Below are 14,563 nucleotides of genomic sequence, written 5' to 3'. Positions count from 1 at the left end.
GAGGGGCCCTCCGGCGCACGGCACATGTGGTGGGGCTCAGGGCCCTTACGGGGTGCCTATTCGGCGATCTCGACCTGGATCTCGACCTCGACCGGCGCGTCGAGCGGCAGCACCGCCACACCCACCGCGGAGCGGGCGTGCACACCCTTGTCGCCGAGGATCTCGCCCAGCAGCTCGCTGGCGCCGTTGAGGACACCCGGCTGGCCGGTGAAGTCCGGCGCGGAGGCCACGAAACCGACGACCTTCACGACCCGCTGGATCTTGTCGAGGTCACCGATGACGGACTTCACGGCGGCCAGCGCGTTGAGCGCACAGGTCGCGGCGAGCTCCTGGGCCCGCTCCGCGCTGACCTCGGCACCGACCTTGCCGGTGACCGGCAGCGCGCCGTCCACCATCGGCAGCTGGCCGGAGGTGTACACGTAGGCGCCGGAGCGCACCGCGGGCTGATAGGCGGCCAGCGGCGGCACGACCTGCGGCAGCTTCAGCCCGAGCGCCGCGATCTTGTCCTCCGCCGCGCTCACGCCTTCTCCCGCTTCAGGTAGGCCACCAACTGCTCAGGGTTGTTCGGGCCGGGCACGACCTGGACGAGCTCCCAGCCGTCCTCGCCCCAGGTGTCCAGAATCTGCTTCGTCGCGTGCACCAGCAGCGGCACGGTCGCGTATTCCCACTTGGTCATGAGCCGAGCGTAATGCCTGTCCACGACAGCGGTGGACGCCGTCCGCCACGGGCCGCCCGCACCCGTCCCGTACGGCGTCCCGGAGCGCGGTCACCGGCCCCCTACGGAACATCCCTGACCCGTCCCGGAGGGGTCGCGGGAAGATTCTCCGGGGCTTCCCAGGCGTATCCCGTGCGTAGCCGGGACGCGGACTGGTTAGGCTCCTTTGCGTGAGCAGGCTCCATGTCGTCAGCGGCAAGGGCGGCACCGGCAAGACCACGGTCGCCGCTGCCCTCGCCCTCGCCCTGGCCACCGAGGGACGCCGTACCCTCCTGGTCGAGGTCGAGGGCCGACAGGGCATTGCCCAGTTGTTCGAGACAGAAGCGCTTCCTTACGAGGAACGCAAGATCGCGGTGGGTCCGGCATCGGAAGGTGCGTCACCGTGGGGCTCCCCCCGGACGGAGTCCGCGGGAGAGCCCTCCCGGGGCGGTGGCGGAAGACGGTCGGGCGGTGAGGTCCACGCCCTGGCCATCGACGCCGAACGCGCCCTTCTGGACTACCTCCAGATGTTCTACAAACTCGGCAGCGCGGGCCGGGCGCTGAAGAAGCTCGGCGCGATCGACTTCGCCACGACCATCGCGCCGGGCCTGCGGGACGTCCTGCTGACCGGCAAGGCGTGCGAAGCGGTGCGCCGCAAGGACAAGAGCGGGAAGTTCGTCTACGACGCGGTCGTGATGGACGCCCCGCCGACCGGCCGGATCACCCGCTTTCTGAACGTGAACGACGAGGTCGCCGGCCTCGCGAAGATCGGCCCGATCCACAATCAGGCGCAGGCCGTGATGCGGGTCCTCAAGTCGCCCGAGACCGCGGTGCATCTGGTGACGCTCCTGGAGGAGATGCCGGTCCAGGAGACCGCGGACGGCGTCGCCGAGCTGCGCGCCGCCGGCATCCCCGTGGGCGGCGTCGTCATCAACATGACCCGCCCGGCGCTGCTGGACAACGGAGACCTCGACATCGCCGCCCGTGGGGCGCGTACGGGCGTCGCCAAGGCGCTCTCCGACGCCGGTCTGGGCGGTGCCCGCCGCGGCGGCTTGGCGGACCGCCTGATCGACCCCCTGCTGGAGCAGGCGCGCGAACACGCCGAGCGGGTCGAGCTGGAGCGCGCCGAGTACGCCGAACTGACCGCAATCGGCCTTCCCACCTACGAGTTGGAGCTGCTCCCCGAGGGAGTGGACCTCGCCGGGCTCTACCGCCTGGCGAGAGACCTGCGGAAACAGGGGCCCATATGACCTCGGACAACACGACGCTGGACGCCTCGGCCCCGTGGCTGGAGGTCGATGCGCTGATCGACGACCCGCACACCCGCATCGTGGTGTGCTGCGGCTCGGGCGGCGTCGGCAAGACCACGACCGCCGCGGCCCTGGGCGTACGCGCCGCCGAGCGCGGCCGCAAGGTCGTCGTGCTGACCATCGACCCGGCCAGGCGGCTGGCCCAGTCCATGGGCATCTCCGAGCTCGACAACGTCCCGCGCCAGGTCAAGGACGTCGACGAGAGCGCCGGCGGCGAACTGCACGCGATGATGCTGGACATGAAGCGCACCTTCGACGAGATCGTCGAGGGCCATGCGGATGCCGACCGGGCCCGCGCGATCCTGGAAAACCCCTTCTACCAGTCCCTGTCGGCCGGTTTCGCGGGCACGCAGGAGTACATGGCCATGGAGAAGCTGGGCCAGCTCCGCGCGAACGACGACTGGGACCTGATCGTCGTCGACACCCCTCCGAGCCGCTCCGCGCTGGACTTCCTGGACGCGCCCAAGCGCCTCGGCTCCTTCCTGGACGGCAAGTTCATCCGGGTGCTGATGGCGCCGGCGAAGGTCGGCGGCCGGGCCGGCATGAAGTTCCTCAATGTCGGCATGTCGATGATGACCGGCACCCTCAGCAAGCTCATGGGCGGCCAACTGCTGCGCGATGTGCAGACGTTCGCGGCCGCGATGGACACCATGTTCGGTGGCTTCCGCACCCGCGCCGACGCCACCTACCGCCTGCTGCAGGCGCCCGGTACGGCGTTCCTCGTGGTGGCCGCCCCGGAGCGGGACGCGCTGCGCGAGGCGGCTTACTTCGTCGAGCGGCTGGCCGCCGAGCAGATGCCGCTGGCCGGCCTGGTGCTGAACCGGGTGCACGGCAGCGGCGCCGCCCAACTGAGCGCCGAGCGCGCCCTGGCCGCCGCGGAGACCCTGACCGACCGTATGGCGGAGGACACCCGCGCGGACACGGACACCGCTTCGGACACCGGGGCGGCCGCGGGCCCAGCGGCCGAAACCGCCCCCGGCGCCGCCATGGACGCCGACCCGGCTCCCGGCCGCGCAGAAAATAATCTTGAAGCCACCGGCATTGTGGATCTCGACGGCGGGAAGGCTGGATCACGTACCGCCGGCGGCCTCTCCCCCGCTGCCGCGGCGGAGCATGTGACACCCACATCAGCCTCAGCGGAGCAACTGGCCGCCGGGCTGCTACGGCTGCACGCGGAACGTATGCAGGTCCTCGCGCGCGAACGCCGCACGCGAGACCGTTTCACCGCGCTGCATCCCGAGGTTCCGGTGACAGAGGTTGCCGCGCTGCCCGGCGATGTCCATGACCTCGCAGGGCTGCGTGCCATCGGCGACCGTCTGGCGCTGAACCCCACGGACACCGACGACTGAGCCGTACGCACGGCCGACTCAGTCACCCACCCACCACAAAGCGCTCTCGTCACCACTCACGAAACGCCTCTCACACACAGGCACGCGCCGCGCGCACAGCACACGCCCAGCTCTCGTGAACGCCCCAACTCGCGGGCACACCACGGACACTGACGACACATCACGAAGCTGCCGTCAGAACGCGCCACCGGCCGAACCTTCTCGGCCAATCTGCCGGCCGGAGCCTGCGCCGGCCGGAGCCTGCGGGGCCACGGGCCGGAGCCCGTAGCTGCCCGACTACCCGACCGCGGCGTACTCGTCGAAGATCTCGTCCTCGCAGTCCAACGGCAAGATGCCCGTGCTGCGCTCATATTCCGTGCGCGCCGTCTCCAACAGCCGACGCCATGACGTCACGGTCGGGCGACGGCGCAGCAGCGCCCTCCGCTCGCGTTCGGTCATCCCTCCCCACACGCCGAACTCCACCCGGTTGTCCAGGGCATCGGCCAGACATTCCGTGCGTACCGGGCATCCGGTGCACACCGCCTTGGCGCGGTTCTGCGCCGCCCCTTGTACGAACAGTTCATCCGGATCGGTAGTGCGGCATGCAGCCTGTGCACTCCAGTCGGTTACCCAGCTCATGCTGGCGCCGTCCTCTCCCGAATCGAGGCTCCCCCACGGCGGCAATCGGCATATTCACCGTTGCCAGTTGAGGACGTTACGGAAGGCAGGCAGGGCGCAACACCCCCTTCGGGCCCAATCTTGAATGGCCCGAACGGACTATGCGTACGCGGCAGATCACCCAACGGAGTGACCGAACGGCATACGTCACTTTGCGCACAAGGCGGGACAGTTCACCGCCCTGACACGGGATTTCTCTCGACAGACACAGACAAGTGGGGGCGCGGCCCGCGGGAGTAGGGGGTTGACGAACTCAGGCGTAACCGTTCAGCTGTGGTAGCTGAGAACAGGCTAGGCGAACAGGTGCGCCCCTGTCCGGCGATTGAGAACGTAGGCTGCCCTCATGCCTAAGAAGCGCGATGGCGGGGGTCTGTCCAAGACGCAGCAGGCCGCCAAGTTCCTCGGTGTCAGCGTCCTGGCCGGAGCGGTGCTCGCCGGCCTCGCGCTCCCGGCGGCCGGGGCGCTCGGCCTCACCGCCAAGGGATCGGTCGAGGGCTTCGACGACATCCCGGCGAACCTCAAGACGCCGCCGCTCAGCCAGCGGACCAGGATTCTGGACGCCAAGGGCGGCGAGATCGCCAAGGTCTACTCCCGTGACCGCACGGTCGTCGGCCTCCACGACATGTCGCCGTACATCCAGAAGGCGATCGTCGCGATCGAGGACGCGCGCTTCTACCAGCACGGTGCCGTCGACATGAAGGGCATCCTGCGGGCGCTCAACAAGAACGCCCAGTCGGGCGGCGTCTCCCAGGGCGCCTCGACGCTGACCCAGCAGTATGTGAAGAACGTCTTCATCGAGGAGGCGGGCAACGACCCGGACAAGGTCGCCCAAGCCACCCAGCAGACCCTCGGCCGCAAGGTCAAAGAGCTCAAGTACGCGATCCAGGTCGAGAAAGAGCTCGGCAAGCGCAAGATCTTGCAGAACTACCTCAACATCACGTTCTTCGGGCAGCAGGCCTATGGCATCGAGGCGGCCGCCCAGCGCTACTTCAGCAAGCACGCCAGGGATCTGAACCTCGAGGAGTCGGCGCTGCTGGCGGGCATCGTCCAGTCCCCCAGCCGCTACGACCCGGTCAATGACCCGCAGGAGGCCACCCGGCGGCGCAACACCGTGCTGCAGCGGATGGCCGACGTGAAGGACGTCACCCAGGAGCAGGCCGACGCGGCCGCCAAGAAGCCGATCAAGCTGGCGGTCAGCCGCCCCAAGAACGGCTGTATCACCGCCACCCATGGCGCCGGCTTCTTCTGTGACTACATCCGCACGGTCTTTCTCCGCGACAAGTCGTTCGGCAAGAGCCGGAAGGTCCGGACGCAGCGCTGGAACGAGGGCGGCATGACCATCCGCACCACCCTCGATCCGCAGACCCAGACGTCGGTACAGGCGTCGATCAAGGACCACGTCTACGACGACGACCCGGTCGCCTCCGCCGCCACCATCGTCGAACCGGGCACCGGCAAGATCCTCGGCATGGGCCAGTCGCGCCCGTACGGATTCCGTGAGAACGAGACCGTGATCAACCTTTCGGTGAACCACGACATGGGCGGGGGCGCCGGTTACCTGCCCGGATCGACCTTCAAGCCGGTGGTCGCGGCGGCCGCGCTGGAGCAGGGGACGGATCCGGTGCAGGAGTACCCGGCGCCGTACCGGATGCCGTATCCCAGCCCGGTGCAGACCTGCGAGGGCGAATGGCGGGGCAACGGCTCCGAGAACGTCGAGAACGAGAACAAGGAAGAGGTCGGCCCGTACGCCATGAAGGAGGCGACCGCGAAGTCGGTCAACACCTACTACGTGCAGCTGATCAGCGATATCGGTGTCTGTCCCGCGGTCAGGATGGCGCAGAAGATGGGCATCGAGCGGGCGGACGGCAAGCCGCTGCAGCAGGTTCCGTCGATGACGCTCGGCACGCAGGAGATGTCGCCGCTCACGATGGCGGCCGGGTACGCCGCTTTCGCCAGCGGCGGCCAGTACTGCTCACCGGTGGCCATCGAGTCGATCACCGACGCGCGCGGCCGGGCGTTGAAGGTCCCGCAGACCAGCTGCCGTACCGCCATGTCCAAGAAGACCGCGGACACGATCAACACCCTGCTCAAGGGCGTGGTCGAGGACGGCACCGGCAAGGAGGCCGGGCTCAAGGGCCGCGACAGCGCCGGCAAGACCGGCACCACCGACAGCCGCTACGCCGCCTGGTTCGTCGGCTACACCCCCAACGCGGCCGGTGCGGTCTGGGTCGGCGACCCGCAGCACAAGCGCAAGATGTACAACATCACCATCGGCGGCGTCCCCCACGACAAGGTCTACGGCGCCGACACCCCCGGCCCCATCTGGCGCGACGCCATGTCCGGCGCGCTGGCCGACCGGCCCGCTCCCACCCTGCCCACCGTCCCGATCGACGACCCCGCCAAGGACAAGAACCAGGGCGACGAGGGCGACAAGGGCCGCGGCAAGCACAAGCCCGGCCGCGGCCACGGCGGCGGCAACAAGCCGGGCGGCGGCTGGAGCATTCCCGGCTTCCCCGACATCCTGGGCGGCGGCAACGGCGGCTGGTGAACGGCCGCTTGGCCCGTACGGCGAAAGTTGCCGACCCGTACGACGAAGGACGCCGGGCGGTATGACGAGAGATGAGGGGCGCCCCCCACCATGGGGGCGCCCCTCATCTTTCCCTGAAAAACTCCGTCCGGCCGCTCAGCCGGCCAGCAGCTTCTTCACCACCGCGGCCACCCGGCCGCCCTCGGCACGGCCCGCCACCTGCGGGTTGACGATCTTCATGACGGCGCCCATCGCCCGCGGCCCCTCGGCGCCGGCGCCCTTGGCCTCCGCCACGGCCGCCGCGACCAGCTGCTCCAGCTCGTCGTCGGTCAGCTGCTTGGGCAGATAGTCGGCGAGCAGCTCGCCCTCGGCGCGCTCCCGCTCGGCCGACTCCGCCCGGCCGCCCTTGTCGAAGGCCTCCGCGGCCTCCCGGCGCTTCTTCGCCTCCCGCGCGATGATCTTCTCGACCTCGCCGTCGGACAGCTCACGCGCCTCGGTGCCCGCGACCTCCTCCTTCTGGATCGCGGTCAGCGTGAGACGGAGGGTGGAGGAACGCAGCTCGTCGCGCGCCTTGATCGCGGTGGTGAGGTCGTCCTGCAGCTTGGACTTGAGCGTGGTCATGACGTTGAGTATGCCCCCACCCACCGACAACCGCCGAGCCTTTTCCTCCCTGCCCCGCCGCACCCACCGCCCGGCGGGGCGGCTGCCTCCCGCTGCATCCACCCCCCGCACTCTGCAACGATGGGGACCATGCGCGCGCGATACGGAGTACCCCTGACCCTGACCGCAGTCGGCGCGGCCGGCCTGGCCTACGCCGCCGGCTTCGAAGTCCGCTCCTTCCGCCTCCGACGCGTCACCGTGCCCGTACTGCCCCGCGGCATGCGGCCGTTGCGCGTCCTGCAGGTCTCCGACGTCCACATGGTCAGCGGACAGCGCAAGAAGCAGCGCTGGCTGCAGTCGCTCGCCGGGCTGCGCCCCGACTTCGTCATCAACACGGGCGACAACCTCTCCGACCCCGAAGGCGTCCCCGAGACACTGGACGCGCTCGGCCCGCTGATGGAGTTCCCCGGCGCCTACGTCTTCGGCTCCAACGACTACTACGGCCCCAAGCTGCGCAATCCCGCCCGCTACCTCCTCGAGCGGGCCCAGGGCCGCCATGGCCTCAACGGCAACGCACCCGCCGTGGGCGTCGTCCACAACCCATGGGAAGAGCTGCGCGACGCCTTCGACGCCGCCGGCTGGGTCGGTCTGTCCAATTCCCGCGGCCGCCTCAAGCTGGAGGGCATCGAGATCGCCCTGACCGGCCTGGACGACCCGCACATCAAGCGTGACCGCTACGCCGAGGTCGCCGGCGGCCCGGAATCCGGCGCCGATCTCTCGCTGGCCGTCGTTCACGCCCCCTACCTGCGCTCCCTGGACGCCTTCACCGCCGACGGCTATCCGCTGATCCTGGCCGGCCACACCCACGGCGGCCAGCTCTGCATCCCCTTCTACGGCGCCCTGGTCACCAACTGCGACATCGACACCGACCGGGTGAAGGGCCTGTCCACCCACACCGCCGACGGCCACACCTCCTACCTCCATGTCTCCGCCGGCTGCGGCACCAACCGCTACACCCCGGTCCGCTTCGCCTGCCCCCCGGAGGCGACGCTGCTGACCCTGACGGCACGGGACTGAGGCGACCGGGGCCGGCGGTCGAGGGGGCGGCCGTCGGCTGAGGGGTGGACGGGGCGTTCCCGGAATCGGACGGGGGTTTCCCCGAGGCGGGCCGGATGGGGTCTCCCGCACCCGTTGATCATCCCCTTAACGTGGAGGGATGTCCGATCCCACCCGGACCTCGCAGTCCACGCGCCACGCCACCGGCCCGGCCGGCGCTGCCGCCCGCACCCCGGCAGCAGCCGTCGCCCCGACGAGCCGCCACCCCCTGGCGGCCGCCTTCCGCACCCTCATCACCGTGGCCGCCCTGACCGGCCTGCTCCTCGTGGCCCTCGGCACCGCCGGCCCGGCCCAGCTCCTCACCCGCTTCACCGTGCAGGCCAACATCGCCGCAGCGCTGGTCTCCGCCTGCTCCGCCCACCGCGCCTGGACCGGCCGCCGCCCCGTGAGCCCCCGCCTCTCCGGCGCGCTCCTCCCCTTCCTCTCCCTCCCCGCCCTCCTCCACTACGTCCTGCCGGCCGCCGACTCCACCGCCTTCACCCTGCCGGCCCCCACCGCCCCCGGCATCACCCAAGCCCTCTCCCACCAGCTCCTCTACACCCTCACCCCCCTCGCCACCCTGGCCGACTGGCTCCTGCTCACCACCCCCCGCGGCTTCCGCCTGTCGTACGCCTGGCAGTGGCCCGCCTATCCCCTGCTCTACCTCGCCTTCACCCTTGCCTTCCCCGCCACCACCGGAGCCCCCTCCCCCACCGTCACCACCGCTCTCACCCTCGGCCTGGCCCTCTGCGCCCTCCCCTTGATCACCATCGGGATCGACCAGGTCAGGCCCGCTCCCCGGCTCCACAACAACCGGATTTCACCTACGGGGATCGGTCCGCTAAAGTAGAGCTCGTTGCTTCGGGGTGTAGCGCAGCTTGGCAGCGCGCTTCGTTCGGGACGAAGAGGTCGTGGGTTCAAATCCCGCCACCCCGACTGAAGAAACACAGGTCAACGGCCTGATCCTCACTGAGGATCAGGCCGTTGCTGTTTCTCCCCGCCCTCTTGGGAGGAGTCCGGGAGAAGATCTCGGAACTTGGCTCCCCGCGCGGCGCCTGCGGCCGCTCCGCGAAGCGAGCCTGCAGCAACTCACCGAGCACGGCGGCGGGTGACGTAGGACACATCACAAGGCGAGTATCCGGCGCCCCTCCACTCCCGCGTCAGACCTGCCATCAGCTCCGCACACATCCGTCACGTGAGGTGGTGCGGCGGCCCGGAAGGCCGCGAGGGCTGGGACGTCGAGCACGGGAGCGGTCCGGCCGGAGAAGGGACTGACGACGTGTCCGCTCGACGGGTTCACCGGGCAGGTCGTTCACCGTGGCGCACGTCAACGTCCGGGCAAACCTGGCTATTTCGCATCGTGCTGGCGTTCATGTGCTGCGGGGCGGATGACGACGGCCCGGCGCTTTCGGGAGGAAGCCGACGAGCCGCCGTCTTGGTGTCAGGCGCGAAGAGGTGCCGGAATGTCCGTGACCGCTTCATTGCGGGGGGAAGCCCCCCGTGGGGGGAGGCTCCCCCTGGTGAATCGGGATGTCAGAACAGGCAAAGGCCCCACCGCACTGTGATCACACGGCAAGGCCGGGAAGCACTGTGTTTGGTCTTGGGTTGCCTGGTACAAGGTTCCCAATTCAGCGAGCCGGTCCGGGCCTCGCGCCATTCGGTGCCGGTCCCTCCCCTCGTGGGGACCGGTACCGACGGCGCGGGCTGGGTCGATCCGCCGCCGTGCCGGCGCGGATCGAGGAAAGGCCGGACCCGTGGTCGATGCGACCAGAGTCCGACGGGACCGGGTGACGGTCCTCTCGGATTCATGCGCCGAGACCGTCGACACCGACCTGTAACTGTGGTGGAAGATGACCGGGAACGTGCGTCAAGAGTTGTGCCTCCGAGCGCTGAGCTGGTGGCCTGTCCGGGCGGTGCCCGGTTGATGCGCTGCTGCGACGTGATCCTGCCAGCTGAGGCTCCCGCCGAGGAGATTCCGGTCTCGGGGACAGGGCTTAACCGCAGGTCAGCCAGTTAAGGTGAGTTTTCCGGTCCGGATGTCCAGCTGCGGGGGGAGTAAGGGGTGGAGGCCTTGAGTTCCGACTCAGGGGCACGCACAGCATTCGCGGAACGTCTCGCGCTGCTGTACAAGGAGGCCGGCAACCCTCCCCTCAAGAAGGTGGCCGAGGCGGTCGTCCGGCTGCAGCGGGTCGACGAACGAGGGCGGCCCGTGCGGGTGTCCGTACAGCGGATCAGCGACTGGCGACGGGCCAAGAACGTGCCTGCCCAGTTCACCGCCCTCGCCGCGGTGCTGCACATCCTGATCCCCCAGGCACGGCGGTTGCGGCCCGCGCCGGTGTCCACCGGCCTGTACGACCTTGCCCAGTGGCAGCGCCTGTGGGAGCGCGCGGTCGGCGACCGCGCCACGGCACCCGCGGAAGAGGAGGAAGGCTCCCGGGCCGAAGCCCCGGCCGTCCCCGGTGTGTGCCCGTACCGAGGGCTGGCTTCGTACCGTGAGCAGGACGCCCGGTGGTTCTTCGGCCGGGAGCGGTGTACGGATGCCCTCGCAGCTCAGCTTCGCGCGACGGAGGCCGCGGGTGGCTTGGTCATGCTCGTGGGCGCCTCCGGGGCAGGAAAATCCTCCCTGCTGAATGCCGGCCTGGTGCCCGCATTGCAGAACGGCGCACCGGGCGACGGGAACAGCCCGGAGAGGGAAGTGGTGCAGCTCGTGCCGGGAGGCGATCCGCTCGCGGAGCTGACCCGCCGGATCCCCGAGTTTGCACCTGTCGTCTCCGCCGCGGAGGAACAGGCGGCGACGGAACCCGGTACTCCGCAATTCGCGCAGGCGGTGAGGGAGGCCGCCGTGGCATGGGCGGGGCGCGGGGCATCCTCCGCCGCCCGTCCGGTCGTCATCGTTGATCAGTTCGAGGAGGCCTTCACCCTCTGCTCCCACGACGCGGACCGGCGCACTTTCATCCAGCTCCTCCACGCCGCGTGTACGCCCGCCGACTCGGGCGGCCCGCCCCCGGTGAGCGTCATCCTCGGCATACGCGCCGACTTCTACGAGCAATGCCTCGGGTATCCCGAACTGGCCGACGCGCTGCAGCACCGGCACATGGTGCTCGGGCCGCTGACCGCCACCGAGCTGCGCGAAGCGGTGACCGGCCCGGCCAAGGCCGTGGGCCTGGAACTCGAACCGGGGCTGGCGGAGCTGATCGTCCGGGAAGTGAGCGCCGACGGTCCCGACGCGCACGACGCGGGGGTGCTGCCGCTCCTCTCCCACGCCCTGCTCGCGACCTGGCAGCGGCGGAAGGCGGGAAGGCTGACGCTGGCCGGCTACCGCGCGGCGGGCGGAATCCAGGGAGCGGTGGCGGCGACCGCCGAGCGGGCCTGGTCCGGCCTCGACCCGACAGCGCGCACGGCCGCGAGGCTGCTGCTCCTCCGGCTGGTCCGGCTGGGCGAGGACACCCAGGCCACCCGTAGACGGGGGACGCGGCGCCAACTGGCGGAGGAGTCGACGGACCCCGACAAGACGGAGGAATCGCTCGAAGCGCTGGTGCACGCCCGATTGGTGACGCTCGACGCGGACGCGGTGGAGATCACCCATGAAGCGCTGCTCCACGCCTGGCCACGCCTGCGCGACTGGATCGACGAGGACCGGAACGGCAACCTGCTGCGCCAGCGGCTGGAGGAGGACGGCAGGGCCTGGGAGGGCTCGCACCGCGACCCGTCGCTGCTGTACCGGGGTTCCCGTCTGGAACAAGCCCGCAGCTGGGCGCAATCCGCCGGTGACACCTTTCTGACCCGTAGCGCGGTGGAATTCCTGGCCGCTTCGGTCAGACTGCGCAGGCGCACAGTCCGGATCAGCCGTGGTGCGGTGGCGGCTCTGGTCGTCATGGCGATGCTGGCAGTCGGTTCGGCGGTGGTCGCGTGGCAGCAGCGGGACGACACCGTTTTCGAGCAGGTGCTGGCCGAAACCGATCGCGCCCAGTACACGGATCCGTCCTTGTCGGCTCAACTCGACCTGGTGGCACACGGCTTGCGGCCCGACGACGAGGGCGCGAACAACCGGTTGATCTCGATCGTGAACGCGCCGCTGGCCACGCCGCTGCTGGGCCACACCGGCGCCGTCTACCTCACCTCGTTCAGCCCGAACGGGCGGATCCTGGCCACCGCCAGCTACGACCGGACCGTTCGCCTGTGGGACGTGGCGGACCCGAAGCGCCCCAAGCCCCTGGGCAAGCCCCTCACCGGCCACTCGAGCTGGGTGAGCACCGCTGTCTTCAGCCCGGACGGACACACCCTCGCCAGCGCTTCGGACGACGGCACGATCCGGCTGTGGGACGTGCGGGATCCGAGCCACCCACACCTGCTCGGGGCGCCCTTGACCGGCCATGCCGGCACGGTCTACCTGCTCGCCTTCAGCCCCGACGGACACACGCTGGCCTCCGCCGACGAGGATCACACCGTCCGCCTGTGGGACATCCGCGACCCGCACCGGCCGAAGGAGCGCGGTGCCCTGACCGGCCCCACCGCCGCCGTGCGCTCCGTGGCGCTCAGCCCCGACGGACGGACGCTGGCAGCCGGTGGCGACGACAACAAGATCAGGCTGTGGGACCTGGCCGACCGGCGCCATCCGAAGCGGATCGACAGGGTGCTGACCGGCCACTCGGGCACGGTGCACTCGGTGGCCTTCAGCCCGGACGGCCGCACGCTCGCCAGCGGCAGCGCGGACAACACCATCCGGCTCTGGGACGTGGCCGCCCCACGTCACGCGGCACCGCTCGGCGCACCGCTGACCGGCCACACCGGTCCCCTGTGGTCCGTGGCCTTCAGTCCCGACGGAAACATGCTCGCCGCCGGCAGCGCCGACAGCACGGCGAGCCTGTGGAACGTCAGTGATCCGGCATACCCGTCGCAGGTCGGCGAGCCCCTCGCGGGCGGCAGCGGTGAGATGTACGCCGTGGGCTTCAGCCCTGATGGGCGGACCCTCGCCACGGGGAGCGGCGACAGCAAGGTCCGGCTGTGGTCGATTCCGACGGCAGACATGATCGGCCGAAGCGGAGCGTTCCGCCCGGACGGGCGGGTGCTCGCCACGGCCGCGCGCGATGGGCGGATCCGGCTGTGGAACGTGCAGCATCCCGACCGGCCCAGGTCGCTGAGCAAGCCGTTCATGCCCGCGGACGCCGGCGATCGTTCGCTGGCGTTCTCCCCCGACGGCCGCACCCTCGCGGTGCTGACGGCGAACCGGGCGGTGTACCTGTGGAACGTCACCGACCCGGCCCGGCCGGTCCCCTACGGCCGGCCCGTCACCCTGCGGACACGGTTCATGGGCCCGCGCGCGCTGGCCTTCAGCCCGGACGGGCGCACGCTCGCGACCGCTTACAGCGACCGCACCATCCAGCTGTGGAACGTCGGCGACCCGTCCCATGTCGCCCGGCTCGGCGCACCGCTCACCGGACACAAGGGCTACATCAACTCCCTGGTCTTCAGCCCGGACGGGCGCACGCTCGCCAGCGGCAGCGCGGACTCCACCGTCCGGCTGTGGAAGACGGCCGACCCCCGTCATGTCAGCCCGCTCGGCGCGCCCCTCACGGGGCACCTGGGGCCCGTCAACGCGCTCGTCTACAGTCCGGACGGCCGTACGTTGGCCAGCGGCAGCGACGACGACACCGTCCGGCTCTGGAACACGGCCGACCCCCGCAAGGCAACCCGGCTGGGATCCCCTCTCACGGGCCACACCGAAGCGGTGGTATCGCTGACGTTCAGCAAGGACGGCCGCACCCTGGCGAGCGGCGGCAGTGACACCACGGTCCGGTTCTGGCGCGTGGCGCTCCCTTCCAAGGCCGCTCCCATCGGCCAATCGACGAGCCCCAACGCCAAGACGGGCAATTTTTTGTCGTTCAGTCCCAAGAACCACATGCTCGGTGTATCGAGCGGGGCCGGTACCGTCCGGCTGTGGAACCTGGATGCCGACGAGGCAATTCAGCGCATTTGCTCGACCACTCGGGGCGTTCTGACACCGGAGAAATGGCGCGAATATCTGCCGCACCTCTCGTACGCGCCTCCGTGCGGCAAGTAACGGAGCCGGGATCAACCAGCGGCATGCGCCCGCGCATCGGGCGAGATGCCGCCGGTCGGCTCGGCCGCGCCCTTGGTTCTCCGTTTCTCCCTTGCCGGACCGCGCCACGTGACTCCGCTCACAACCCGGCACAAGAATTCTGCAGTTGACTCCCCGTCTCGCAGGCAGTCTTGCTAGTCTTGGCTGCAGCCCGATCGCTGGTGCATCCCCCGTCGCCAGCGGTCGGGCTCTTTCATGCCATGCCCTGCGCAGAACATGAACTACGTGAAC

10 protein-coding genes and 1 tRNA gene are annotated in these 14,563 nt (G+C 70.0%); 7 read left to right on the top strand and 4 right to left on the bottom strand.

Annotation, left to right across the window (positions count from 1 at the left end; all coding sequences use genetic code 11):
* Positions 1-56: 56 nt before the first annotated feature.
* Both ACWGI6_RS02080 and ACWGI6_RS02075 read right to left on the bottom strand, forming a co-directional pair.
* Complete coding sequence (locus ACWGI6_RS02080; RefSeq protein WP_453265701.1) at positions 57-521, bottom strand: RidA family protein; 465 nt, start codon at positions 519-521, stop codon at positions 57-59.
* Positions 518-676 (bottom strand): DUF4177 domain-containing protein, encoded by a 159-nt coding sequence (locus ACWGI6_RS02075; RefSeq protein ID WP_003967454.1) that lies wholly within the window; start codon positions 674-676, stop codon positions 518-520. Before ACWGI6_RS02075 ends, ACWGI6_RS02080 begins: the two co-directional genes overlap by 4 nt.
* 209 nt (positions 677-885) lie before the next feature.
* Between ACWGI6_RS02075 and ACWGI6_RS02070 the strand changes: the two genes are divergently transcribed.
* Positions 886-1,944: an ArsA-related P-loop ATPase gene (locus ACWGI6_RS02070; RefSeq protein ID WP_453265700.1), complete on the top strand. Its 1,059-nt coding sequence runs from the start codon at positions 886-888 to the stop codon at positions 1,942-1,944.
* On the top strand, positions 1,941-3,353 hold the full coding sequence (locus ACWGI6_RS02065; RefSeq protein ID WP_453265699.1) for an ArsA family ATPase: 1,413 nt from the start codon (positions 1,941-1,943) through the stop codon (positions 3,351-3,353). The genes ACWGI6_RS02070 and ACWGI6_RS02065 overlap by 4 nt, the downstream gene beginning before the upstream one ends.
* A 276-nt stretch (positions 3,354-3,629) precedes the next feature.
* Here ACWGI6_RS02065 and ACWGI6_RS02060 read toward each other — a convergent pair whose 3' ends face one another.
* A complete protein-coding gene (locus ACWGI6_RS02060) occupies positions 3,630-3,971 on the bottom strand; it encodes a WhiB family transcriptional regulator (protein ID WP_159482098.1) in 342 nt (113 codons plus the stop codon).
* 382 nt (positions 3,972-4,353) lie between these two features.
* On the opposite strand from ACWGI6_RS02060, the gene ACWGI6_RS02055 reads away from it, so the two are divergent.
* Positions 4,354-6,558 carry a transglycosylase domain-containing protein gene (locus ACWGI6_RS02055; RefSeq protein ID WP_453265698.1) on the top strand — a complete coding sequence of 735 codons (2,205 nt, stop codon included), beginning with the start codon at positions 4,354-4,356 and terminating at the stop codon, positions 6,556-6,558.
* Between the two features lie 135 nt (positions 6,559-6,693).
* Here ACWGI6_RS02055 and ACWGI6_RS02050 read toward each other — a convergent pair whose 3' ends face one another.
* Positions 6,694-7,158 carry a GatB/YqeY domain-containing protein gene (locus ACWGI6_RS02050; RefSeq protein WP_393904042.1) on the bottom strand — a complete coding sequence of 155 codons (465 nt, stop codon included), beginning with the start codon at positions 7,156-7,158 and terminating at the stop codon, positions 6,694-6,696.
* Positions 7,159-7,287: 129 nt separating this feature from the next.
* Between ACWGI6_RS02050 and ACWGI6_RS02045 the strand changes: the two genes are divergently transcribed.
* The 4 genes from ACWGI6_RS02045 to ACWGI6_RS02030 all read left to right on the top strand — a co-directional run bounded on the left by ACWGI6_RS02045 (position 7,288) and on the right by ACWGI6_RS02030 (position 14,293).
* Positions 7,288-8,214, top strand: coding sequence for a metallophosphoesterase (locus tag ACWGI6_RS02045; protein ID WP_393904043.1), 927 nt, complete (start codon positions 7,288-7,290; stop codon positions 8,212-8,214).
* Positions 8,215-8,353: 139 nt separating this feature from the next.
* On the top strand, positions 8,354-9,082 hold the full coding sequence (locus ACWGI6_RS02040; protein WP_453265697.1) for a Pr6Pr family membrane protein: 729 nt from the start codon (positions 8,354-8,356) through the stop codon (positions 9,080-9,082).
* Positions 9,083-9,094: 12 nt separating this feature from the next.
* A tRNA-Pro gene (locus ACWGI6_RS02035) sits at positions 9,095-9,168 on the top strand.
* A 1,126-nt stretch (positions 9,169-10,294) separates the two neighbouring features.
* Positions 10,295-14,293, top strand: a complete 3,999-nt coding sequence (locus ACWGI6_RS02030) for an nSTAND1 domain-containing NTPase (protein ID WP_453265696.1) — start codon at positions 10,295-10,297, stop codon at positions 14,291-14,293.
* The last annotated feature ends 270 nt before the right edge of the window (positions 14,294-14,563 follow it).

The organism is Streptomyces sp. NPDC054786, assembly GCF_053611685.1.
This window is presented reverse-complemented; position numbering and strand designations above follow the sequence as displayed.

Bases quoted from the DNA above. Each gene is read 5' to 3' on its own strand.
- ACWGI6_RS02075 (WP_003967454.1), bottom strand. From the start codon at position 676: ATGACCAAGTGGGAATACGCGACCGTGCCGCTGCTGGTGCACGCGACG.
- ACWGI6_RS02065 (WP_453265699.1), top strand. From the start codon at position 1,941: ATGACCTCGGACAACACGACGCTGGACGCCTCGGCCCCGTGGCTGGAG.
- ACWGI6_RS02060 (WP_159482098.1), bottom strand. From the start codon at position 3,971: ATGAGCTGGGTAACCGACTGGAGTGCACAGGCTGCATGCCGCACTACC.
- ACWGI6_RS02055 (WP_453265698.1), top strand. From the start codon at position 4,354: ATGCCTAAGAAGCGCGATGGCGGGGGTCTGTCCAAGACGCAGCAGGCC.
- ACWGI6_RS02050 (WP_393904042.1), bottom strand. From the start codon at position 7,158: ATGACCACGCTCAAGTCCAAGCTGCAGGACGACCTCACCACCGCGATC.
- ACWGI6_RS02045 (WP_393904043.1), top strand. From the start codon at position 7,288: ATGCGCGCGCGATACGGAGTACCCCTGACCCTGACCGCAGTCGGCGCG.
- ACWGI6_RS02040 (WP_453265697.1), top strand. From the start codon at position 8,354: ATGTCCGATCCCACCCGGACCTCGCAGTCCACGCGCCACGCCACCGGC.